Origin of the sequence: Pandoraea sp. (genome assembly GCF_041919235.1) — a bacterium.
Classification (GTDB): domain Bacteria; phylum Pseudomonadota; class Gammaproteobacteria; order Burkholderiales; family Burkholderiaceae; genus Pandoraea.
This window is the reverse complement of record NZ_JAYRUC010000005.1, coordinates 1-24,084: the sequence shown is the minus strand read 5'-3', so window position 1 is coordinate 24,084 and position 24,084 is coordinate 1. Positions and strand designations below refer to the sequence as shown.

The window sequence follows — 24,084 nt, the reverse complement described above, 5'->3', positions numbered from 1 at the left end:
GATGATGACAGCCCGCTCGCGCGGCAGGTCAGCCCCCCGGTGGGCGCGTCGATGGCATCCGGATTTCGGCCGGGCACCCCCTGGAAAGCGGACGCTTTGCCCCCACCTATGCGTCAGGCCGGCGTATCGCCCAAGACAGCCCCGTCAGCCGGATCAGCCCCAGCCATCAAACTTAGGTATATTAGCAGGTTTAGCCGCCCTGATTTCCCCCCAGCGGCCCGCCCGACCGCTCCCGCCGCCAACTGCATCGACGCCCGGCCAACGTCGCGCCGGCGCGACGCGACGTGCCGGGAAACTCGGTCTCTTGGGGGCCGGAAACCGCCCCGCGACAATTCGCCGCGCGGATTCCTCGGCGACGACCCGGAACCGTCAATGGAAACCATTCGTATTCGTGGGGCTCGTACCCACAACCTCAAGAACGTCAATCTCGACTTGCCGCGTCACCAACTCGTGGTGATCACCGGCCTGTCCGGCTCCGGCAAATCGTCGCTCGCGTTCGACACGCTCTATGCGGAGGGCCAGCGTCGCTATGTCGAGAGCCTGTCGGCGTATGCCCGCCAGTTCCTGCAACTGATGGAAAAGCCCGACGTCGATCTGATCGAGGGCCTCTCGCCCGCGATCTCCATCGAACAAAAGGCCACATCGCACAACCCGCGCTCGACGGTTGGCACGGTCACCGAAATCCACGACTACCTGCGTCTGCTCTACGCCCGCGTGGGTACGCCCTATTGCCCCGACCACGGCTTGCCGCTCGAATCGCAAAGCGTCTCGCAGATGGTCGACGCGGTGCTCGCGCTGCCCGAAGACACCAAGCTCATGATCCTCGCGCCGATCGTCGTCGATCGCAAAGGCGAGCACGCCGATCTCTTCGAGTCGATGCAGGCCCAGGGTTTCGTGCGCTTTCGCATTCGCTCGGGGGGCGGCGCGGCCAACGAAGGCACGGCACGCGTCTACGACATCGAAGCCTTGCCCAAGCTCAAGAAGACGGAGAAACACTCGATCGACGTCGTCGTCGACCGCGTGAAGGTTCGCGCCGATCTGAAGCAGCGTCTCGCGGAATCGTTCGAGACGGCACTGCGCCTGGCTGACGGCCGCGCCATTGCGCTGGAAATGGACACCGACAAGGAACACGTGTTCAGCTCGAAGTTCGCGTGCCCGGTCTGCTCGTACTCGCTTCAGGAACTCGAGCCGCGTCTGTTCTCGTTCAACAATCCGATGGGCGCGTGCCCCACCTGCGACGGGCTGGGTCAGATGACGTTCTTCGACCCGAAGCGCGTCGTCGCCTTCCCGGCGCTCTCGCTCGCCTCGGGCGCGATCAAAGGGTGGGATCGCCGCAACCAGTTCTATTTCCAAATGCTGCAAAGCCTCGCGGCGTTCTACGACTTCGACGTCGACACGCCCTTCGAGGACCTGCCGGAAGCCACGCAGAAAATCGTGCTTTATGGCTCCGGCGAACAAACCATTCCCTTCACTTATGTGAACGAGAAGGGCCGTACGTCGGTGCGCGAACATGCCTTCGAAGGCATCATCCCGAATCTGGAGCGGCGTTATCGCGAAACCGACTCCGTTGCCGTACGCGAAGAACTCGCCAAGTACCAGAACAATCGCGCGTGCCCCGATTGCGAAGGCAGCCGGCTGCGCCGCGAAGCGCGCTTCGTCAAAGTGGGGGAAGGCCAGCAGGCGCGAGCCATCTACGAGATCGGCAACCTGCCGCTGCGCGCGGCGCTCGGCTACTTCCACGAACTGGTGCTGCACGGCGCCAAGCGTGAGATCGCCGACAAGATCGTGAAGGAAATCGTCGCGCGCCTCACGTTTCTGAACAACGTCGGTCTCGACTACCTCTCGCTGGAGCGCAGCGCCGATACGCTCTCCGGAGGCGAAGCGCAGCGCATCCGTCTGGCCTCGCAAATCGGCTCCGGCCTCACCGGCGTGATGTACGTGCTCGACGAACCCTCCATCGGCCTGCACCAGCGCGACAACGATCGCCTGATCGGCACGCTCAAGCATCTGCGCGATCTCGGCAACTCGGTGATCGTGGTCGAGCACGACGAGGACATGATTCTCGCCAGCGACTACGTCGTCGACATGGGGCTCGGTGCTGGTATTCACGGCGGCAGGATCATCGCGCAAGGCAGCCCCGAGCAGATCGAGCAGTCACCGGAATCGCTGACCGGGCAGTACCTGTCGGGAGCACGGCGTATCGAAGTCCCCGCCGAGCGCCACGCGCCTGGCGACGACCGGCTGCGCATTCTCGACGCGACGGGCAACAACCTCAAGAACGCCAATCTGGACCTGCCGGTCGGTTTGCTGACCTGCGTGACAGGCGTGTCCGGTTCGGGCAAGTCGACGCTGATCAACGACACGCTGTATCACGCCGTCGCGCGGCACCTGTACGGCTCCTCCGCCGAGCCAGCGCCGTATGACCAGATCGAAGGGCTGGAACACTTCGACAAGGTCATCAATGTCGACCAGTCCCCCATCGGACGCACACCGCGCTCCAACCCGGCGACGTACACGGGCCTGTTCACGCCGATCCGGGAACTCTTCGCCGGCGTGCCTGCGGCCAAGGAACGCGGCTACGATCCGGGGCGTTTCTCGTTCAACGTGAAGGGCGGACGCTGCGAAGCCTGCCAGGGCGACGGCGTCATCAAGGTCGAGATGCATTTCCTGCCAGACGTGTATGTGCCTTGCGATGTCTGCCACGGCAAGCGCTACAACCGCGAGACGCTCGAAGTCCAGTACAAGGGACGCAACATCTCCGAGGTGCTCGACATGACGGTCGAGCAAGCGCACGAGTTCTTCAAGCCCGTGCCGGTCGTGGCGCGCAAGCTCAAAACCCTGCTCGACGTGGGCCTGGGCTATATCCGCCTCGGTCAGTCGGCCACCACGCTCTCGGGCGGTGAGGCGCAGCGTGTGAAGCTCTCGCTCGAACTCTCCAAGCGCGACACCGGCCGAACGCTGTACATTCTTGACGAACCCACGACCGGGCTGCACTTTCACGATATCGAGTTGCTGCTTACGGTGATTCACCGGCTGCGCGATCAGGGCAATACCGTCGTCATCATCGAACACAATCTCGACGTCATCAAAACGTCGGATTGGGTGATCGATCTCGGGCCCGAAGGCGGGGCCGGCGGCGGGCAGATCATCGCCCAGGGCACGCCCGAGCAAGTGGCGGCGAACAAGGCGAGCTTCACCGGCAAGTACCTCGCACCGTTGCTCGCACGAGTGAAGTGACTGAAGTGAGTGGAGTGAGCGCATTGCCCACGCCACGCACGCGCGTGCGTCTTGGGCGTCTTGGACGCGCCGCTCGTGTCGTCACTGCGTAATCCCTTTGGAAGGAGACGTCGTTGCATGGAACCGCGCTCTGGCTGGAATCCGGATCGGGATCTCTGGATCGAACTGGCGAGCTATGTCCTGGCCGCCTTGGCGCTCTGGCTGATTCTCCACGTTCGTCTGCTCTCGGTGGTGCTCGCCGGGATGATCGTCTATCAACTCGTGCACATGCTCGGCCCACGCCTGCAACTGCGCATCTCGAGCGAGCGCGCCCGGCTGGTTGCCGTTGCCCTCCTGTCGGCGGTCATCGTTGCATTGATGACGGCGCTCATCTTCGGCATCATCACCTTCTTTCGCAGCGACGCAGGACATCTGGAGCGCCTCAACGGCCGAATGATGGAAGTCATCGAGCAGGCGCGTGCGCAATTGCCCGCGTGGATCACAGCACGCCTGCCCGTCGGCAGTGACGACATGCATCAGACGATCACCGGCTACCTGAAAGACCATACGCAGGAGATGTCGCTCGTTGGCAAGGAAGCGCTCAACGCGATGGTGCATATCGTGGTGGGCCTGGTACTTGGCGCCCTCGTCGCCCTCTCGTCGATCCGGCCCGTTCACAGCATGCGCCCACTCGCGGCCGCGCTCGCCCGCCGCGTCACGCTGTTCGGCGACGCCTTCCGCCGTATCGTATTCGCGCAGGTCAAGATTTCGGCGATCAACACCGCCTTTACCGCGATCTTCCTGCTCGGCGTGTTGCCGCTGTTCGACGTGCACTTGCCGCTGCGCAAGACCATGATCGTGGTGACGTTCGTCGTCGGACTGCTGCCCGTCGTGGGCAATCTGATCTCGAACACGTTCATCGTGGTGCTTGGCCTGTCCGTCTCGCTGTATGTGGCCATCGCCGCGCTGGCTTTCCTGATCGTGATTCACAAGCTCGAATACTTCCTGAACGCCCGCATCGTCGGCACGCAGATCCAGTCGCGCGCCTGGGAACTGCTGCTCGCCATGATCGTGATGGAAGCCGCGTTCGGACTGCCCGGACTCGTCGCCGCGCCCATCTATTACGGCTATCTCAAGGGCGAACTGGCCGACAAGCAACTCGTCTGAGTCTCGACCGTTGCCCGACCCGTTGCTCGACCCATTGCTCGACCCATTGCCCGACCTATTGCCCGACCCATTGCCCGACCGCCTCGCACCGCCCATGGGGTCCCCATCGGACGGTGCCCGCGCCGGGCCTATTTTTTAGATGCGATTTGACATTTCGTCACCCAGTGACATAATGTCAAATCATGAAATCGATCCAATCTCCGCCTGCGGGCAAGCTCAACGAAAACACCTTGCTGTTGCGTGAAGGACGCAAGATCGTCGAGGCGTTAGGCCAGACGTTCGCGCCGCTCGTGGAAGTGGTGCTGCATGACCTGACCGATCCCGATCACGCCATCGTGGCGATCGCCAACCGTTTGTCCGGACGCAAGCCCGGCGACGCCGTCACGGAGATGGGCCTCGCGCGCATCGCGGACCCGACGTTTCCCGAAGTCATTGCGAACTACGCGAACCGCTTTCCCGACGGACGTCCGGCGAAGAGTACGTCCATTGGACTGAAGAACAGCCGCGGCGAGTATGTCGCCGCCATCTGCCTGAACATGGACATCTCGATGCTCGCCGCGGCCGCCGCGAGCGTGCAACAACTGGTGAGCGTGTCGAGCGATGCGCCGACGCCCGTGCGTGAAACGCTCGCGCCCCGCCGTCTCGACGACATCGTCTCGCTCATCACCGACTTTGCCGCGCAGCGCAACACCACGCCGCAGGGCCTGACGCTCACGCAACGCCGTGAAGCGATCCGCCTCATCGAGGCACGCGGCCTGCTCGACCTGCGTCACGCCCATGCTGAAATTGCGCGCGTGTTGGGGATCGCGCGCTCGACCGTCTACACCTACCTCTGCGACCCGAAAGGCACCTCATGACAACTCCCCCGCTGGCGATTACCTATGGCGACGTCGTCGCCGCCCACGACCGAATTCGCGAAGCCGCGCATCGCACGCCCGTCCTGACGTCTCGCACGGCCGACGCCATGACCGGCGCCACGCTGTTCTTCAAGGCGGAGAATTTCCAGCGCATGGGGGCCTTCAAGTTCCGTGGGGCCTACAACGCGATCTCGCAGTTCACGGCCGAGCAAAAGCGCGGCGGCGTGCTGGCGTTCTCGTCGGGCAACCACGCGCAGGCGATTGCGCTCTCCGCACGCGAACTCGGCGTGCCGGCAGTCATTCTGATGCCCCAGGACGCGCCGCAGATGAAGATCGACGCTACGCGCGGCTACGGCGCGGAAGTCATTCTGTTCGACCGCTACAAGGAAGATCGCGAAGCGCTTTCCAAGCGCCTCGCGCACGAGCGCGGCATGACGCTGATTCCGCCCTATGACCATCCGCATGTGATGGCGGGCCAGGGCACGGCAACCAAGGAGTTGATCGAAGACGCGGGCGAACTCGACACCCTCCTGGTATGTCTAGGCGGCGGCGGTCTCCTCTCGGGCTGCGCCGTCGCGGCACGGGCGCTGAACCCGGAGATCGAGATCTACGGCGTAGAGCCGGCGGCCGGCAACGATGGGCAGCAGAGCTTTCGCACCGGCAAGATTGTGCACATCGACACGCCGCGCACGATTGCCGACGGCGCGCAAACCCAGCATCTCGGCGAACTCACGTTCCCAGTGATCCGCGCCCTTGTCGACGACATCGTGACCGTGACCGACGACGAGCTCGTGCAGACCATGCAGTTCTTCGCGAGCCGCATGAAGATCGTGGTAGAGCCGACCGGCTGCCTTGCAGCCGCAGCGGCGCTGCAGGGCAAGGTCGATATTCGTGGCAAACGCGTGGGCGTCATTCTGTCGGGCGGCAACGTCGATATGACACGCTTCGCCAAGCTGATTCTGGGGGAAGCCGTATGAGCGGGCAGGAACAGGACATCAAAGGGGTCGACGTAGCGACATTGCAGCCGCCGCGCGGCCACTATTCGCACGGCGTCTGTGCCGGAGGATTCGTCTTCGTGTCGGGCCAGTTGCCAATCACGCCCGAAGGCGAACGCCTCGTGGGCGCCCCGTTCGCCGTGCAGGCGAAGCAGGCGCTGGATAACGTCGCCGCAATTCTTGCCGCGTGCGGCACGCGCATCGACCGATTGGTGCAAGTGCGCGTGTACATCACGAACGTCGACGATTGGGGGCCATTCAACGAGGTCTACACCGCCTGGGCGGGCAACGCGAAACCGGCTCGCGCGGTTGTGCCCGTCCCCGCGCTCAGTCATGGCGTGGCGGTAGAGGTCGAGGCGACGGCGTTGGCCGGCTGACGGTTGGCGTGTCGTTTGCCAGCGCCCTGGTGCGGGGGCGTCGCCCCAATATGCCGCGATGCCCTCAAAAAAGGGCGCATATCGCGGCTATTTGCCGGACAATTTCCCAAAAGTCAGCGCACATAGGCAAAAGAAGCCGCCCGTGCGTAGCCATCTCCCGCAAACCTCGCTACTCTGGGGTCTTTTGAAAGACTGGCGTCTGCCCCGTACCGCAGCAGCATGCGTGTTCGCGGCGCTCGGCGCCGGTCCATTCCGATTGCCCATGACGACGCCACCTGTTTCTCCGCAAGCTTCCGCCGATCCCACGCCCACCTTGGGTGTGTCAGCGTCGCCCGAAGCCCTGCAAAGCGATATCTCCAATCCGGCGCAGCAAACGCGCGTCGATGACGAGCCGATGCGCCTGATCACCAGCTTCAACGACGTCTTCGTCGTTGTCGCGTCGGCGCTGCTCACGTTCGGCACGGTGTGGCTGACCCGCGCGCTCCCGCCGTGGGTTTCCGCACTGCTTTATGCAGCCGTCGTCTGGGGACTCTCCGAGATCTTCGTTCGCCGCCGCCGCATGGCGCTGCCCGCGCTGTGCTATAGCTTTGGCTTTATCGCTGCGTTCGCCAGTATTGGCTTCATCAGCATTCAAGGGGTGCACGGACTCAGCGACACGACGCAGATTCCTGCCGAGGCGCACGGGCTTGCGCTCGGCGCTCAAATCTTCTTTTCGCTCATCGCGAGTTACATCGGCATCGGCATCGGCACGGTGATGTACTGGCGACGCTTCCGGGTACCCGTCACAATCGCGATGGGCATCGGCGGCGCGGTCTGCCTGACCTGGCTCTTCGTCGTGATTGTCGGTGAGAACCTCATTGGCGCAATGAGCGTCGTGAGCATCGTCGGCGGGCTCGCGATCTTCGTCTGGGCACTGCGCTGGGATGCCGCTGACACGCAGCGCACCACCTTCCGCTCGGACGTCGCGTTCTGGCTGCATCTGCTCGCGGCATGCATGGTCACGCACCCGATCTTCTGGATGCTGATGCCGGCGCATCCCGTCGCAGCCATCGCCGTCTTCGTGCTGCTGACCGGAATATCGCTTGCGATCGACCGTCGTGCGCTCATGATGTCGTCGCTGCTCTATGTGATCGTCGCGATTCTCAACCTGCTGGTGACGTCGCAAGACACGCACGCGTTAGCCGTTGTCGCCGTCGCTGTCGGCAGCACGCTCTTGCTGCTGTCGGCATTCTGGCAGCCGGCGCGCGCACGGGTACTGAAACAGCTCCCCGCAAGCTGGCGCGCACGCCTGCCTCACTGAAGCGACACGCGTTCCAGCACCTTCATGTAATGATCGAGCGAAGGCGTCGGCATGCCGGCGACCTTCGCGCGGTCGTCCCAGCGACGCAGCCGTAGCGCTGCGTCGGCATGCGCGCGCGCGAGGAACGACTTCACCTCTTCATCGCTGAACACCCCGCCCTGCAACGCCAGACTGCGTATCGAATCGGGCGAGAGCTTGCCGTAGTACTCGGCATCGATGGCGCACAGGCAGCGCTTGGCGTCCACATGCAGGCGAATCGGATCGAGCACCGCGTCGCTGAACAACGGTCGCAGGAACGGCAGCGCGAAGTATTGGTGCAGATCGTCGATGCCACGCTCGGTGGGCGTCTCCCCCTGCAGATTGAGCAGATGGCCGAGATCGTGGAGGAAACTGGCGGCCACGAGCGCCTCGTCGGCCCCGTCGCGCTCGGCGAGCGCGCCGCTTTGCAGCGCGTGCTCCAATTGGGTCACGGGCTCGCCGCTGTAGGCAAGCGAGCCGAATTTATCGAACAGGGTGCGGATGTCCGGAAGGCTCAGGGCCATCGTGTGAACTCTCGTTGTCGTCGCGAATGCTTGCGGTGGCGGCCGTCGCGGCATCGGCAAACGCCACCAGTTTCGACACCTTTGTTTCCTTGGGCGTCTTGATGTCCTTGCCTTCCTTGCCGTCCTTCGGCTTGTCTCGCATACGGCTCTTGCGCAGCGCTCCCGCGTCGTCGAGCACCGGGTACGCCGTTGAGCAGAACAGCGAATTCAGACGCTTCATGTCGCTGATGATGTCCAGATGCAGCGAGCTCGTCTCGATACTCTGCACCGACTGGCCCGCCAGACGGTTCAGGTGCGTGTACGAATAGGCGCGCTCCAGATCGCGGAAACTCTCCTTCTCGGCCATGAGCCGTTGCGCGCTCTTGAGGTCGGTGTTCAGGAACACCGAAAGCCCCAGTTGCAGGTTCGTCACCAGCCGCGCGTGCATATCGCAGATCTCCTGCAGTCCCGCCTCGGAGAACGACAGTTTGTGCGAGATCTTCTTCTCCTCGACCTCCGTCACCATGCGCTCGATGATATCGCCCGCATGCTCGAGATTGATCGTAAGAGAAATGATGTCCGTCCAGCGGCGACTGTCCTGCTCGCTCAGGTTTTCACGAGATACGCGTGTCAGATACATCTTCACCGCCGTGTAGAGATGGTCGACGTCGTCGTCCATCCGGCGCGTCTCGCGCGCCCGCGCCACGTCGTTGCTGCGAATGACGTCGAGCAAACCGTTGAGCATCTGCTCGACGAGGTCGCCCATGCGCAGCGTTTCGCGCGTCGCGTTGGCCAGCGCAACTGACGGCATCTCCAACGCGCTCTCGTCCAGGTGGCGGGGACGCGTGACGCCGTCGGCCTCGGGCTTTTCCGCGAGCAGCCGAACGCACAGGCGCGCCATCGGCTGCGTGAATGCGAGGAACACCAGGCAGCGAACCAGGTTGTAGAGCACGTGGAAATTGACGACGGCTTGCGCGGGTGCGTCCGAGAGCCAGCTCACAAGCCTCGGCGCATAGTCGATGAACGGCAGCACGACCAGGCAGCCGACCAACTTGAAGATGAGGCTGCCGAAGACCACGCGACGGCCCGCCGCGTTCTGCCCGGCCGACGTCAGCATGGCAAGCATGCCGCTGCCCAGATTCGCGCCGATCACGAGGCACAGCGCCACCTTGAGCGAGATTACGCCCGACGACGCCAGCGTCGCCGTAAGCAATACCGCCGCGAGACTCGAGTACGACACCATCGCGAAGAGCGCGCCGATCAGCGTGTCCAGCATCACGTCGCCGGTCAACGAGCCGAACAGCACCTTGACGCCGGCCGCTTCGGTCATCGGCGTGGTCGCGCTCACGATCAGTTGCAACGCCAGCACGATCAGCCCCAGCCCGATGGCCACGCGGCCGAGCTGGCCAGCCCGCGTCTGCTTGCGCGACAGGAAGAAGATCACCCCGAAGAAGATCAGCAACGGCGAGAGCCAGTGCAGGTCGAATGTCAGAATTCGCGCCATGAGCGCCGTACCGACATCCGCCCCCAGCATGATCGACAGCGCGGGCGCGAGCGCGATCAGGCCCTGCGCGCCGAACGACGAAACGATGAGCGCCGTCGCATTGCTGCTCTGCACGAGCCCCGTGACGAGTACCCCGGCCGCGAACGCAAGGAAGCGATTCGAAATGCTGTGCGACAGAATGCGCCGCAGATCGGCGCCATAGACGCGCAGGACCCCGGTACGCACGATGTGCGTGCCCCAGATCAGCATCGCCACGCCGGAGAGAAGGTTGAGCAGAGTCAGCATGCCAGTGTTCCGTGATCTTGTTGTCGACGGGACGGGCAGCGCCCTGCGCCGCCCACATGACGCGCCCACTGGTTTGCCAAACCGGCATCCCGCGTCAGTCCAACACTGGCGTCGGGATGCGTATGAAGTTCACGCGTCATGCGTATCCCCAATCGGTACACCGTACACCAAAACGACCCGCGCAACAATCGTGTCATGAATTTGTCACAATTTTTGCCAGGATTCCGCTCAGCCTTGTTGCGTAAGGGTGACAGCCCCGTTCAACCGGCGACGGCATGCCGCCTGCCGGCCGATTTTGCCGCTCTGCCGCCCCCCCCCCATCCACGTCAGCGAATCGACCTCAGACGCCCCATGGCAAGGTGAAGGTTTTGGTATTGGTGAAGCTCTTCATCGCCTCCTGCACCCCTTCCTTGTAGCCCAGGCCGGAATCCTTGATGCCGCCAAACGGCGTCAGTTCGATACGATAGCCCGGCACTTCCCAGACGTTGACCGTCCCGACCTGAAGTTCGTTGGTGAAGCGCGTCACGTAGTCGAGGCGGTTCGTGCACACGCCGGACGATAGACCGAACGCCGTACCGTTGGATAGGGCGATGGCTTCGTCGATGCTGCCGAACGTCAGGATCGGCGACACCGGCCCGAAGGTCTCCTCGCGAACGACGGTCATCGTCGGATCGACGCGGTCGATGACGGTCGGGGAATACAGCGCACCTTCGCGCCGGTTGCCCACGAGCAAGCGTGCGCCTTGCGACACCGCCTCGTTGACGCGCGCCTCGAACAGACGGGCCGCCGCCTCGTCGATGACGGTGCCCATGTCGTTCGTATCGTCGGCCGGGTCGCCGTACTTCCACGCACGGGTCTTCTCCACCACGAGGTCGGTGAACTGCGCCGCGATGTCACGATGCACGAGCATCCGCTTGACGGCCGTGCAGCGTTGGCCGGAATTCTTGTAGGAGCCTTGCACCGCCAAGTCGGACGCGCGATCGAGGTCTGCGTCCTCCATCACGATCAACGGATCGTTACCGCCGAGCTCCAGCACGATGCGACGATAGCCCGCCTTCGAAGCAATGTATTTGCCGATCGACACACCGCCCGTGAACGTAATCATGTCGATGTTCTCGTTCGTGATGAGTTCGTCGGCAATCTCCATCGGGTCGCCCGTCACGACCTGCAGCATCTCTGGCGGCAGCCCGGCTTCGTATAACGTGTCAGCCAGGTAGTAGGCCGAGAGCGGTACCTTTTCCGATGGCTTGAGCACCATGCGGTTGTTGGTCGCAATCGACGGCGCCACCTTGTGCGCCACCTGATTCATGGGGTGGTTGAACGGCGTGATGGCCGAGATCGCCCCGAGCAGCGGCTCGCGCTGCGTCACCACACGGCGCCGCTTGCCATGCGGCGTGAGGTCGCACGAGAAAGCCTGCCCGTCGTCCTTGAGGGTCTCGCCGGCGGCGAAGCCGAGCACGTCGGCCACCCGGCCGATTTCGTAGACGGCGTCTTTCTTGCACAGCCCCGACTCCATCGTGATGATTGCGGCCGCTTCGGCGGTACGCTCGCGCAGCAGCGCAGCGGCCTTCTCGAGGATATTGGCGCGCTCGAAGCGGGTGAGCGTCGAGCGGTACTGTTTGGCAATCGAGAACGCGCGGCGCACGTCGTCGAGCGATGCTTTCGGCACCGTGCCGACCAGATCGCCCGAGTAAGGATTGAAGACTTCGATGATCCGTTCGCGGGTCACTTTCTCGCCACCGATGCGAAGCGCTTCGGCGCGGAACTCGGGGTGCAGCTTGTGCGGCGCGTTCATGGGGTTCTCCACAGCGTATCCCACTGGACAGGGGGCCGGCGATGCAACCGTTCAGGGGGTTGCGTGCCGTTGGTTCTCATGGCAAATCCTGGCGATGCGGTGTCAGACGTGATTGAGCGCCACGTCGAGAATGTCGAAGTTGCGCAATCGCGCCTTGCCCGGAATGCCCTCGGTCTTGCGGTTGAACAGCAGCGGCACCGTCTGCTCCGAGATGCCGCCGTGTGAGCGCAGCGGCACGGTAAGCCCGCTCAGATCGTGACGGCTCGCGCTCGTGCCCAATACGACCGACTGATCGCTCACGACGACCAGATCGCCTACGCGATCGGGCGGCAGCTCGAAGCGTGCGCACGCCTCGGCGTTGCTCAGCACCACCTCGATGCCCGGCAGGGCGGCAATGCGCCGACGCAGGGCGACGCGGTCCACGTCATGCGGCAGATAGATCGTGGCAAACGAGCCCAGCGCGCCGTGATGCACGACGTACGGATCGGTAATCGGCAGAATCACACGCGCCCCACCCGCTTGCACGCCCCTGCCGAGCCAGTCGTCGAGAAGATCTTGCAGATAAATGACGTTGGGCCGACCGGTCTGGGGATCGTGCTTGGCATTCATGCCGTGGTCCGCCGTCAGGCCGATGATCGCGCCCAACGCGTCCATGCGACTCAGGTATCCGTCCATCATCGCGTAGAAGGCATTCGCGCCCTGCGTGCCGGGCGCCCACTTGTGCTGGACGTAGTCGGTCGTCGAGAGATACATCAGGTCGATGGGACGTGTCTCGAGCAGTCGCACGCCGCTGGCGAACACGAACTCCGAGAGTGCGGCGCTGTAGACGTCCGGCACGGGCATGCCGACGAGGCCGAGCACATCGTCGATGCCGTTCTCGGCGAGCGTGACCTGATCGGCCTTCTCCGACGAGAAGCAAATGCCCTTCATGCCATGGCCGAGCAGCTTGCGCAGCTTGTCCTTCGCCGTCACGACAGCAACGCTCGCGCCCGCATCGGCCGCCGCCGCGAGCACGGTGCCCGCGCGCAGATAGGCGGGATCGTTCATCATGACTTCCGCGCCGCGGCCGCCATCGGCCGCCGCGTCGAAGAAGTAGTTGCCGCAGATCCCATGCACGGCAGGCGGCGCGCCGGTCACGATCGAGAGATTGTTCGGGTTGGTGAACGACGGCACGACGCAATCGCCCTGGAAGACTGCGCCATCGGCAAGCAAATGCTTCAGATAGGGCGCGACGCCTGCGGCGGCGGCGGCTTCGAGATACTCGAACTGACAGCCATCGACGCATACGATGACGGTCGGCTGTTGCGGCAGCCGATATTGGCGGCCGTTCACCTGAATCTGTACGGGCGGGTTCACGTCGGGTCTCCTTGATAGCAACTCGGTTGACCGCCGATGGCATCGCCTGCGAGGCGACATCCAACCGGCGGCCGGGTCATTCGCATGACAACATCGACATGCCTTCAGCCGGCTTTCGCCTGCGCTGGGGTGCCGGGTGCGCGCGCAAGCGCGTCGCGAATGCGCGTACGGCCTCGCGACAAGTGCTCGCGCGTGACTTGCACCGCACGCTCGGGATCGCGCGATGCAATCGCGCTCACGATGTCGCGGTGCTCGCGCTCCGACTTCGGCGGCGCGGACGTGTCGCCCGTCAGCGCTTCGTGACGGAACAGGCTCAGTTCCTTGACCAGCCGCCGATAGGTTTCGAGCAGCTTGCGGTTGTCGACCATCTCGACGAGCGCGTCGTGAAACGCCAGATTGAGCTGGTAGTACGCCTCGCTGTCGCCCGCCGTCACGGCGCGGTGCATTGCCTCGACGGATTCGCGCAAGCGCGTGAGCTGCGCCGACGTGATTGTCTCGGCCAATGTGCGTGCCACGTATTCGTCCAGCACGCCGCGCAGTGTGTAGATCTCTTCGGCTTCCTCAAGCGAGATGACGCGCACGAACACCCCGCGATTCTTCTCGGTGCGCAGCAGGCCCGCCTCTTCAAGCGCACGAAACGCCTCGCGCACCGGACCGCGCGACACGCCCAGCCGGCCGGCCACTTCAATCTCGTTGAGCTTGGTGCCGGGCGTGAGCATGCCCGTGACGATCTGGCGCTCGATCTCGTGCTGGACGAGCGTGGTGAGCGACTGACTCTGCAACAACTCGATCGCCGAGGGCGATATGGGCTTCGGGGTCATGCCGGTCTTCCTTGTCGTTGTGCGCGGGTGCTCGCTCATGACGTCATGGCTTAGACGCGCATCCGTGGCAATTTGTGGCATCAAGCGCTTATTTGTGCTTTTCGATATTCAAGCACGGTGATTTGTAGATTGTCAACAAATAAACTTCGACGTTATGGGGAAGCTTCGCAACATCTCCGAATTCTCGGGCACAAGCGAGAAATAAAAACCATGAAAATCAAATACTTCAATACTATTTCGAGTATTTGACGAGCAGATGACAAGCGATTTCCGATGTCAATAAAATGACATAAATTGCCAATAATATGCAAAATATGGTTCTGAGGAAGGCATCCACCGTCACGTCGACAGGGTCGATGACGCGTTCGTCTTTCTCGCTTGCTCACGTGTTTTCCCGCCGGATAGGAGGCGCCCATGATTCTCGGACAGGAACCGATACTGCTCACCCCCGGCCCGCTCACGACGTCGCCGGCAACGCGGCAGGCCATGCTGCGCGACTGGGGCTCGTGGGACGCCCGGTTCAACGATATGACCGCGTCGTTGTGCCGTGATCTCGTGGACATCGTGCATGGCGGCGACGCGTATGTCTGCGTGCCGTTGCAAGGCTCGGGCACATTCTCGGTCGAAGCGGCCATCGGCACGCTCACGCCGCGCGGCGCGCGCATTCTCGTGCCGGATAACGGCGCGTATTGTCAGCGCACTCTGAAGATCTGCCGCTATCTCGGGCGCGACGCCATCGCCCTGCCCGTGCCGGAAGATCAGGCGGTCAGCGCTGCCGCCATCGATGAAGCGCTCGCACGCGATCCTTCCATCACACATGTGGCGCAGGTGCATCTGGAAACCAGCGCGGGCGTGCTCAATCCGCTCGCCGATATCGCGCAGGTCTGCCAAAAGCATGGCAAGGGACTCATCGTCGATGCCATGAGCTCGTTCGGTGCGGTGGAAATCGATGTGCGGTCGATGCCGTTCGACGCCCTGATCGCCGCGAGCGGCAAATGTCTCGAAGGCGTGCCGGGCATGGGCTTCGTCATTGCGAAGAAGTCGGTACTCGAAGCGAGCGCCGCCAACAGCCATTCGCTGGCGATGGATCTGCACGATCAGTACACCTACCTGCAGAAGACCACTCAATGGCGCTTCACGCCACCGACGCACGTCGTGGCTGCGCTGCGTGCCGCCGTCGATCAGTTCCTTACGGAAGGCGGGCAAGCCGCACGCGGCGAACGTTACCAAAAGAACTGCCGAACGTTGCTCGACGCAATGGCATCGCTCGGCTTCAGACCGTTCCTCGCGCCGGAAGTCCAGTCTCACGTGATCGTAACGTTCCATGCGCCAACCGATAGCAAGTACGACTTCAAGGCCTTCTACGCGGCGGTGCGCGAGCGCGGCTACGTCCTCTATCCGGGCAAGCTCACGCAGATCGACACCTTTCGCGTCGGCTGCATTGGCGCCGTCGACGACAACGAAATGCGCAACGTCGCCATGGCAATTGCGCAGTCGCTGGCATCGCTCGGTATCCGGCAAGTCTCACCGCTCACGCGCGCAGCATGATCGTTCGGTCACCCGTGGACGGGTGGCCGACACAGTTCTGCGTCGTCGATTTCCGATGATTTAGGGAATCGTCCGAAACGTTGCACTTCTTCCGCTGCCGCTACGGCCTCGCCCGATGGTTCGCGCAACCTTGATTCCAGGGCGAAATCTCACATCGGCGGCCGCTTTTCGATAGGCCCCGTCACCGATGCACGCCGGGCGCTTGCCCATCGCGCTTCCTACACTACCCCGGACTTAACGCACGCATTGGCGCTTCGTCCGACACTGAAACGATGCGGCGCTCTGGGTCCACCGACCTTACGTGCGCCGCTTTCGTCGCCTCCCCCCGAATGTCGCCCTCAAAGGGCGTGCGCTCCTCTTGCGCACGCTCCCCCCTGCTGCACGCCACGTCATTTGGAACCGGAGCACGATGAATAACCACCTCTACCGATTGGTTTGGCGGCATTGCCGCGTCGATTTCGTCCCCGCGCCGGAGACGGCGCGCCAAGGCACTGGCGCGCCGGCATCGCGTGTGCGCCGTGCCCGCCGCGTCGCTCGCTCATCCCCGTCTCTGTCCCTCGCTCTCACGCGTGTTTGCCTCGCGTGTGTCGCGTTGCTCGGGGCAGCGGCGCCAACCTTGTCGTGGGCGGCCTGCTCGACGGCGGGCAATGTTGTCACATGCAGCGGTGCAGCCAACCCGCTGGCGCCGTCGTATGCCAATGCGACCGGCAGCTTGCAGGTCAACGTCAACAGCGGTGCGGGGGTCGGCGTGTTGCTCGGCATCGGCGGCGCAGCGATGTCGCTCACTGGCAGCAACGTGACGCTGGTGAACAGCGGCACCATCGATCCCTCGTTACTGGGCGGCATCGGCATCCTCTCGAGCGGCACGGTCATTGGCAACAGCAACGCCGGCGGCAGCACGCAAACGGTGACGAACAACGCCATCATGCGCGGCACGGTGGGCATTCTCGGCGTGAACCTGCCGGCGCTGACCGGACTTGCGCTGACGGTGCAAAACACCACCGGTGGCATCACCGTCGTCAACAACGGCGGCACGCTCGGCGCCACACCGCTGCTCGGCGTCGTGCCCATCGGCACCGGCAGCGCGCCCGTGGCGGCGATGTATGGCGGCGGGGTGGTCAACTTCAGCAACACGGGCACGGTGCTGGGACGTATCGCGTTCGAGGCGAGCGGAACGCCCGGCGTAGGCAACACGTTCACCAACGCGGGCGCACTGAGCGGCAGCGTCTCGCTCGGGGTCAACAGCACCAATACGTACACGGCCGTCACCGGTTCTACGTTCGACGACGGCGGCAGTACCGGCATCGGCGCGTTGCCCGTCACCGGATTCAATCTCGGCTTCGCCGCCGCCGGCGTGATCGACGGTGGCGCGGGCGGCAACAACGCGCTGGTGCTGCGCAATACCGCAAACGACGCCACGACGACCGGCACCGGCACGCTCAACGGCGCGAGCTATCTGAACTTCTCGCAAGCGACCTTGAACGGCGGCACCTGGACGCTTCACGGGCCGCTGGCCGTCACGTCGACGGTGCTCAGCGGCGGCCTCGCCATCTTCGACGACCCCGGCAGCTTCGGCACCGGTTCGCTCACCGCCAATGGCGGCGCAGTGCAGGCCGCCAGCGCGGGGTTGAGCATTGCGCTACCGATCACACTCGGGACCAACGGGCTGACGGTGTCCGGTACGAATCCGCTCACCCTCAGCGGCACGCTCGGCGGTAGCGGCGGCCTGTCACTGGCTGGCACGAACAACGTGACGCTTTCGGGAACCAACACATATTCAGGCGGCACCTCACTGGCAAACGGCACGCTGATCGCCGGAAGCAACACCGCGCTCGGTAGCGGGACATTACAGGTCTCCGGCACGTCCAACGTGCTGGATGCCAATGCTCCGCTCACCCTCGCGAACCGAATCACGATCGGCAGCGGCAGCACGTTGACGTTGGGCGGCAGCGCGCCGCTCACCCTTTCCGGACCGATCTCCAGCAGTGGCGGCGTCACGAAACAGGGCGCGCAGACGGTCACGCTCACCGCCAACAACTCTTTCAGCGGCGGGATCAATATCGCAGCGGGAACACTTGCGCTATCCGGGGGCGGCCGTTTGTTGATCGGGGGCACGCCGCTCGCGCTCACGGGGAGCGGGGCCGTCTTCGATATGTCGAACGCAGACGGCGACCGGCAAGTTACCGCGTTCTCGGGTGTGACGAACACGCAGGTCCTCCTCGGCAGCCACCACCTCTCGGTCGGCGACAATGCGGGCAGCACGTTCGCCGGCGCGATCAGCGGCACGGGCGGTATCATCAAGGCGAACAGCGGCACGCAAACGCTTACCGGTGCGAACACCTTCACGGGTGGCACAACGATCAACGCGGGTGGCATCGCGCTCGGCGCGGGCGGCTCGCTCGCCAGCACAGGCGAGGTGTCGCTGCTCGGCAGCGGCACCTCGTTCGATATCTCTCAGGCGGCAGCACAAACCATCGGCGCATTGACGGGTATCGGGAGTGCGTCGATCGCCCTGGGCAGCAATACCCTGACGTTCGGCGATGCAACCAATCAAACGTTCGCTGGGGCGTTTACCGGCAGCGGCGGCAGCCTTGTCAAACAAGGTTCCGGCACGATGACGCTGACCGGCGCAAGTTCGGCCAGCGGCGGCATCACCGTTCAGGCGGGCACGCTTCAGCTTCAGGGCGCCGCGTTTGCCAACACCACGCCGCTTGCGCTAACGGGCAACGGGGCGACGTTGGATCTTTCCTCGGCCGCAGGCACTACATTCGGTACGCTCTCCGGAGTGACCGGATCGAGGATATTGCTCGGCATCAAGACGCTGACCGTCGGTAATGCCGGAAATTCGACATTCGGCGGCACGGTCTCGGGCTCAGGCGGGATCGTCAAGCAAGGCTCGGGCACGCTCGTGCTTACCGGATCGCAAACGTTCACCGGCGGCATTGGCGTCACGGCGGGGCAACTCACCCTTCAGGGTAACAACGTACTAACCGACGGCAACGTCGTAACACTCGCGAACGGCACCACCTTCGATGTCAGCGGCGCCGGGGTCGAGATGATCGGCTCGCTGATCGGCACGGCCAGCAGTCAGGTCACATTGGGTGGCAACACGCTCACGCTCGGCGACAGCGCCAACAACACCTTCGCGGGCAGCATTAATGGCACGGGGGGTATCGTCAAACGGGGGGCCGGCACGCAAACGTTGACCGGACAGAACGGCTTCACGGGACAGATCAGCATCACGGACGGAACGCTGGCCCTCGGCGGTACGGGAACGATTTCCGGCAACCCCGTCAGCCTGGCAAGCGGTGCGGCATTCGACATCAGCAACGGCGCGAACCAGACCGTCGGCGCGCTGTCCGGGGCCGCGTTCAGCACGATCAGCCTTGGTAGCAACACGCTCACCTTTGGCGACAGCAGCAATCAGACCTTCGGCGGGCGGCTGACCGGTAGCGGTGGGGGCATCGTCAAGCTGGGCACGGGCACACAGACGATTTCGGCGCAGCAGACATTCACCGGGAGCATCGTGGTCAGCGGCGGGACACTCGCCGTCGGGGCGGGTGGCGGCTTGTCTCCGCAGAACGCCGTCACGCTGAGCAACGCGACCACGCTGGACATCAGCGCCGCAGGCGCGCAAACCATCGGATCGATCAACGGTGGTACAGGGCAAGTCTTGCTCGGCGGGAACACGCTGACTTTCGGCGACGGCTCCAGTGAAACATTCAACGGCAGCATTCACGGCACAGGCTCGCTGGTCAAACAGGGCGACGGCACGCAGACGCTTACCGGGTCCAGCGACTTCACCGGCGGAATCAATGTCTCCGCCGGCGGCCTGCAGTTGAGCAACGCGAACGCGATCGGCACCGGCGCGGTGACGATGGGCGATCAGACGTCGCTCAACAATACCCAGGCGATGACGCTTGGCAACAACATCACGCTGCACGGAACATCGACCATCGGCGGAAATCATGATCTGACGTTGACGGGGGGCGTGTCGGGAGACGGCGCACTGCAGAAGGAAGGCGCGGCGACGCTGACGCTGGACGGATCAGGCACATGGACGCGCGGCACGACCATCACCGATGGCACACTCGCGCTCGGTACCGGTGGCTCGCTCTCCACGCCGGGAGCGCTTGTGTTGATCGGTCCGGCGGCAACGTTCGATATCAGCGGCGGCTCCGGCGTGCAAACCGTCGGCGCGCTCTCGGGCACCGGGGGCACGATTGCTCTGGGCGCCAACACGCTGATCTTTGGTGACGAGAGCAATCAGTTGTTGGCAGCGACGCTGACCGGCACGGGCAGCGTTGTCAAGCAGAGCTCAGGCACGCAGACATTTACGGCACCTCAGGGCTTTACCGGCGGCATCGATATCGCCAATGGGACGATTGCACTCAGCGGCAGCGGGTCGCTTCAGGGGGGCAACGCGCTGACGCTGAGCGGCTCGAACAGCGGGTTCGATATCAGCGGCGGCAGCGCCACGATCATCGGCACGCTGAACGGCGTGTCCGGCAGCGCCATCTCGCTCGGGTCACAGGATCTGACGTTCGGCGGTATCACCGACGCAGTGTTTTCCGGCGCGATTCACGGGACCGGCTCGCTCATCAAGACAGGCAGCGGCGCGCAGACATTCCTGAGCGCCAGCGACTTCTCGGGAGGCATCTCCGTCAACGGGGGCGGACTCGTTGCAGGCAACGATCACGCCTTCGGCGGGGGCGCGCTGACCCTCACCGGCAACATCAGCCTCGATAGCACGCAAGCGGTCACGCTCGGCAACAGTGTCGGCATGACCGGCACATTGACGGTGCTCGGCAATCACGATCTCACGCTCAATGGCGTGCTGTCCGGCACAGGCGGGCTGACCAAGGCCGGGCTGGCGACGCTGACACTGGGCGGCAGCAATACGTACACCGGACCGACGGCGATCGACGCGGGCACCCTGGCATTGGGGGCGGGCGCGTCGCTCGACGCGCAGGGCTCCATCGACGTCGCCGCCGGCGCGACGCTCGACCTCTCAGCCGGCAACGGAACGCAGGTCATCGGCGCCATCGACGGGGCAGGGACCGTCAACATCGGTAACCTGCTCACGGAGATCGGCAGTGCCGACGACGGCATCTTCAGCGGCAACATCGCCGGCACGGGGTCGGTCGTCAAGATCGGCACCGGCACGGAAACGCTCGAAGGGCAAAGTACCTACACGGGCGGTACTGTCGTGCAGGCGGGCACGCTGGCATTGAACGGCGCGGGCGCCCTCGCGGCGAACGGTGCCCTCACCCTGACCAACGCCGGATCGACATTCGACATGTCCGTCGCCAACGGGCCGAGAACGGTCGGTGCGCTGACCGCAGATGCCGGCACCCTGATTCAACTCGGCAGCAACACGCTGACCTTCGGCGACGCGACGAGCCATACCGTCGCGGGCATCATCGGTGGCAGCGGCGGCATCGTCAAACAAGGCAGCGGGACGACGACGGTGCTCGGCGTGCAGCAGTACACCGGAACCACCACGATCGCCGACGGCACGCTCGCCCTCGGGGCGACGGGCAATCTGGGCGCAGGCGCGGCCGTTGCATTGACGGGGTCTGGCGCAGTATTCGACATCAGCGCAGCGGGCAATCAGTCACTGAGGAATCTCTCGGGAAGTGGCGGCAGTGTGGTGCTCGGGGGCGGTAACACCTTGCGCGCAGGCAACAACGACACCGCCACGCTGGCCAGCGCCATCTCGGGGACCGGCGCACTCATCATGGACGGCAGCGGACGGTTGACGCTGACCGGACATAACACATTCACGGGCAATGTCGGCGTGGACAGCGGCACGCTCGCGCTGGGCGCGGGCGGCACATTGTCCAATGCGAACAACGTGACGCTCGCGTCCGGCGGGACATTCGATGTGAGCGCTGCCACCGCGCCCGTCATCGGATCGTTGGACGGCGCGGCAGGCAGCACGGTCAACGCGGGCGCTCAGGTGCTCACGCTGGGCAGCGCAACCGACGCGACGTTCAGCGGCACGCTCAACGGCACCGGCAGCGTCGTCAAACAGGGTAGCGGAACGCAAACCTTCAATGGCGGTGCTGCGCTGACCGTCGACGTGCATATCGACGCTGGCACCGTCGCCCTGCGCAACGGCACACAACTGGGTGGAAAGGCCGTGACCCTCGACGGTGCGACCGGGGTACTCGACATCTCGACAGGCCCCAACCAGGCTGTCGCGTCGATCGCGGGGGTTGCAGGCAGCACCGTCAACCTCGGTAATACCGCGCTGACGCTCAACGACGGCGCAAGCGAGTCACTGGCGTCGAACATTCACGGTGCCGGCGGCAGCCTCGTCAAGCTTGGCAACGGTGTGCAGACACTGACGGGCAACAACGATTTCGGTGGCGGCGTCAGCGTTCAGGCCGGTGGCATCTCGGTCGGCAGCAACACTGCATTGGGGACGGGGGCAACGACTTTCGCCGACGGAACCTCGCTCGATTCGACACAAGCCACCACGTTGGGCAATCAGATCACGCTCAATGGCAATCTCGACGTCGTCGGATCCAACCCTCTCACACTCAACGGTTCGCTCACCGGTGCGGGCGGCATTACGAAGAACGGTAGCGCAACGCTGACGCTCAACGGTCAGAACACCTACGCGGGCGCCACGACCATCAACACCGGCACGGTGGCACTCGGCGCGGGGGCGAGCCTCGACTCCAACGGGATCGTCGACGTTGCGACAGGGGCGATATTCGATCTGTCTGCGGGCAACGGCACCCAGACGTTCGGCGCGCTCATGGGCGGCGGCTCCATCAATATGGGCAGTAATACGCTCGAAGTCGGCACGAACGACATCGACGAGGTGTTCAGCGGCGGCGTGATTGGCACCGGCAGCGTTGTCAAGGTCGGCACGGGAACCGAGACGATGACCGGCACGAATACGTACACCGGCGGGACGGTCGTGCAAGAGGGTACGTTCGCGTTGAGCGGGACCGGCACGATGTCGGCGTCGGGTGCGCTCACCTTGCAGAACCCGGGGACAACGTTCGACATCTCAGGGGCCAACGGCAACCGTGCGGTCGGCGCACTCACCACACAGACGGGCACGAACGTCGCGCTGGGCAACAACACGCTCACGTTCGGCGATGCGTCGAGCCATACCGTGAGCGGCACCATTACCGGCGCGGGTGGCATCGTCAAGCAAGGCACGGGAACGCAAACGCTCGTCGGTCAGCAACAATTCACCGGCACCACGACCGTCGCCGATGGCACGCTTGCCCTCGGGGCGTCGGGCCAGTTGACGAACGGTGCCAATGTGGTTCTGGCAGGCAGCAACGCAACGTTCGATATATCCGCGGCGGGAAATCAGACGCTCGGGACGCTCTCGGGAACTGGCTCTCGTGTGAACCTTGGCGGCAATACCCTGACGTTCGGCAACGGCACCGACCACTCGCTGACAGCGGCGATCACCGGGGCGGGCGGCATCGTCAAGACCGGGTCGGGCACGCAAACGCTGAGCGGACAAAACGCCTTCACCGGCACGATCGACGTGGCCGCCGGCGCCCTCGCGATCGGCGCGGGCGGCGCGCTCTCGGGGGCCAACGACGTTTCGCTTGTCGCCGGAACCACGTTGAACATCACACAGGCCTCGGCCCCCGTTGTCATTGCAGGTCTTGACGGCGCCGCTGGCGCGACCGTGGCGCTCGGCCCGCAATCGCTCACCTTCGGCGGGGAGGCGGACAGCACGTTCAACGGTGTCATCAACGGCACGGGCGGTATCACCAAACAAGGCATCGCAACCGTGACGCTCGGAGGGAACAACGCCTTCTCCGGTATTACGTCTGTCACGGCCGGCACGTTGGCGCTCGGTGCGTCGGGACAAGTGAGCAGCAGCGGTGGCCTGGCATTGCGCAATGCGGGATCGACGTTCAATGCGTCCGCTTCGTCAGTACCGCTGGCATTCGCCTCCCTCGCCGCCGACGTGGGCACGCAACTGGTCCTCGGCAGCGGCGGGCTGATCACCGGCGACAGCGGGAATCACATTTTCAACGGCACGCTGTCGGGCGCGGGCGGTCTGGTCAAGAACGGCAGCGGCGCACTCTCACTGGGCGCGGCGAACACGTTCGCCGGCGGCACGACACTCAATGCCGGGACGCTGTCCGTCGGTAGTAGTACAGCACTCGGTACCGGCCCGCTCACCGTGAACGGCAGCGCCACACTCACTGCGGGGTCCCTCGCCGGCGCGCGAGTCCCCTTGAGAAAGGGCCTGACGAACGGCGGTGGCATCGTATTGGCGAACAACGTAGCGTTGAACAACGGCGTGACGCTCGCCCTCGCCGGCGCGGGGGCGCGCCCCCCGCGCCGCGGCC

Annotated in this window: 13 protein-coding genes; 8 read left to right on the top strand and 5 right to left on the bottom strand. The window is 64.3% G+C overall.

Annotation, left to right across the window (positions count from 1 at the left end):
• Positions 1-372: 372 nt before the first annotated feature.
• From uvrA to ACE3UG_RS05025, 6 genes are all read left to right on the top strand, one after another.
• Positions 373-3,237, top strand: a complete 2,865-nt coding sequence (gene uvrA / locus ACE3UG_RS05050; RefSeq protein WP_374620509.1) for an excinuclease ABC subunit UvrA — start codon at positions 373-375, stop codon at positions 3,235-3,237.
• A gap of 117 nt (positions 3,238-3,354) precedes the next feature.
• Positions 3,355-4,383 carry an AI-2E family transporter gene (locus ACE3UG_RS05045; RefSeq protein ID WP_374620506.1) on the top strand — a complete coding sequence of 343 codons (1,029 nt, stop codon included), beginning with the start codon at positions 3,355-3,357 and terminating at the stop codon, positions 4,381-4,383.
• A 182-nt stretch (positions 4,384-4,565) separates the two neighbouring features.
• Positions 4,566-5,240 (top strand): transcriptional regulator, encoded by a 675-nt coding sequence (locus ACE3UG_RS05040; protein WP_374620503.1) that lies wholly within the window; start codon positions 4,566-4,568, stop codon positions 5,238-5,240.
• Complete coding sequence (locus ACE3UG_RS05035; protein ID WP_374620501.1) at positions 5,237-6,217, top strand: threo-3-hydroxy-L-aspartate ammonia-lyase; 981 nt, start codon at positions 5,237-5,239, stop codon at positions 6,215-6,217. The genes ACE3UG_RS05040 and ACE3UG_RS05035 overlap by 4 nt, the downstream gene beginning before the upstream one ends.
• On the top strand, positions 6,214-6,612 hold the full coding sequence (locus tag ACE3UG_RS05030; RefSeq protein ID WP_374620498.1) for a RidA family protein: 399 nt from the start codon (positions 6,214-6,216) through the stop codon (positions 6,610-6,612). The genes ACE3UG_RS05035 and ACE3UG_RS05030 overlap by 4 nt, the downstream gene beginning before the upstream one ends.
• A gap of 262 nt (positions 6,613-6,874) precedes the next feature.
• The gene (locus tag ACE3UG_RS05025; RefSeq protein WP_374620496.1) at positions 6,875-7,912 is read left to right on the top strand and encodes a hypothetical protein; all 1,038 of its coding nucleotides are present in this window, start codon (positions 6,875-6,877) and stop codon (positions 7,910-7,912) included.
• Here ACE3UG_RS05025 and ACE3UG_RS05020 read toward each other — a convergent pair.
• The 5 genes from ACE3UG_RS05020 to ACE3UG_RS05000 all read right to left on the bottom strand — a co-directional run bounded on the left by ACE3UG_RS05020 (position 7,906) and on the right by ACE3UG_RS05000 (position 14,194).
• Positions 7,906-8,454 carry a phosphonate degradation HD-domain oxygenase gene (locus ACE3UG_RS05020; RefSeq protein WP_374620493.1) on the bottom strand — a complete coding sequence of 183 codons (549 nt, stop codon included), beginning with the start codon at positions 8,452-8,454 and terminating at the stop codon, positions 7,906-7,908. The two genes, ACE3UG_RS05025 and ACE3UG_RS05020, sit on opposite strands and share 7 nt — an antisense overlap.
• Positions 8,414-10,222, bottom strand: coding sequence for a Na/Pi cotransporter family protein (locus ACE3UG_RS05015; RefSeq protein ID WP_374620490.1), 1,809 nt, complete (start codon positions 10,220-10,222; stop codon positions 8,414-8,416). The genes ACE3UG_RS05020 and ACE3UG_RS05015 overlap by 41 nt, the downstream gene beginning before the upstream one ends.
• 340 nt (positions 10,223-10,562) lie before the next feature.
• A complete protein-coding gene (gene phnY / locus ACE3UG_RS05010) occupies positions 10,563-12,017 on the bottom strand; it encodes a phosphonoacetaldehyde dehydrogenase (RefSeq protein WP_374620487.1) in 1,455 nt (484 codons plus the stop codon).
• A gap of 102 nt (positions 12,018-12,119) precedes the next feature.
• Positions 12,120-13,373, bottom strand: coding sequence for a phosphonoacetate hydrolase (phnA, locus tag ACE3UG_RS05005; RefSeq protein ID WP_374620484.1), 1,254 nt, complete (start codon positions 13,371-13,373; stop codon positions 12,120-12,122).
• A gap of 104 nt (positions 13,374-13,477) precedes the next feature.
• Complete coding sequence (locus ACE3UG_RS05000; protein WP_374620481.1) at positions 13,478-14,194, bottom strand: phosphonate utilization associated transcriptional regulator; 717 nt, start codon at positions 14,192-14,194, stop codon at positions 13,478-13,480.
• A 414-nt stretch (positions 14,195-14,608) separates the two neighbouring features.
• On the opposite strand from ACE3UG_RS05000, the gene ACE3UG_RS04995 reads away from it, so the two are divergent.
• Both ACE3UG_RS04995 and ACE3UG_RS04990 read left to right on the top strand, forming a co-directional pair.
• Complete coding sequence (locus ACE3UG_RS04995; RefSeq protein WP_374620478.1) at positions 14,609-15,742, top strand: 2-aminoethylphosphonate--pyruvate transaminase; 1,134 nt, start codon at positions 14,609-14,611, stop codon at positions 15,740-15,742.
• A 616-nt stretch (positions 15,743-16,358) separates the two neighbouring features.
• Positions 16,359-24,084, top strand: a 7,726-nt coding sequence (locus ACE3UG_RS04990) for an autotransporter-associated beta strand repeat-containing protein (protein ID WP_374620476.1), incomplete at its 3' end; no start/stop codon positions are given.

What these genes read in the sequence shown, in the direction of transcription:
- uvrA (WP_374620509.1), top strand. Translation starts at nt 373, where the DNA reads ATGGAAACCATTCGTATTCGTGGGGCTCGTACCCACAACCTCAAGAAC.
- ACE3UG_RS05045 (WP_374620506.1), top strand. Translation starts at nt 3,355, where the DNA reads ATGGAACCGCGCTCTGGCTGGAATCCGGATCGGGATCTCTGGATCGAA.
- ACE3UG_RS05040 (WP_374620503.1), top strand. Translation starts at nt 4,566, where the DNA reads ATGAAATCGATCCAATCTCCGCCTGCGGGCAAGCTCAACGAAAACACC.
- ACE3UG_RS05035 (WP_374620501.1), top strand. Translation starts at nt 5,237, where the DNA reads ATGACAACTCCCCCGCTGGCGATTACCTATGGCGACGTCGTCGCCGCC.
- ACE3UG_RS05030 (WP_374620498.1), top strand. Translation starts at nt 6,214, where the DNA reads ATGAGCGGGCAGGAACAGGACATCAAAGGGGTCGACGTAGCGACATTG.
- ACE3UG_RS05025 (WP_374620496.1), top strand. Translation starts at nt 6,875, where the DNA reads ATGACGACGCCACCTGTTTCTCCGCAAGCTTCCGCCGATCCCACGCCC.
- ACE3UG_RS05020 (WP_374620493.1), bottom strand. Translation starts at nt 8,454, where the DNA reads ATGGCCCTGAGCCTTCCGGACATCCGCACCCTGTTCGATAAATTCGGC.
- ACE3UG_RS05015 (WP_374620490.1), bottom strand. Translation starts at nt 10,222, where the DNA reads ATGCTGACTCTGCTCAACCTTCTCTCCGGCGTGGCGATGCTGATCTGG.
- phnY (WP_374620487.1), bottom strand. Translation starts at nt 12,017, where the DNA reads ATGAACGCGCCGCACAAGCTGCACCCCGAGTTCCGCGCCGAAGCGCTT.
- ACE3UG_RS05000 (WP_374620481.1), bottom strand. Translation starts at nt 14,194, where the DNA reads ATGACCCCGAAGCCCATATCGCCCTCGGCGATCGAGTTGTTGCAGAGT.
- ACE3UG_RS04995 (WP_374620478.1), top strand. Translation starts at nt 14,609, where the DNA reads ATGATTCTCGGACAGGAACCGATACTGCTCACCCCCGGCCCGCTCACG.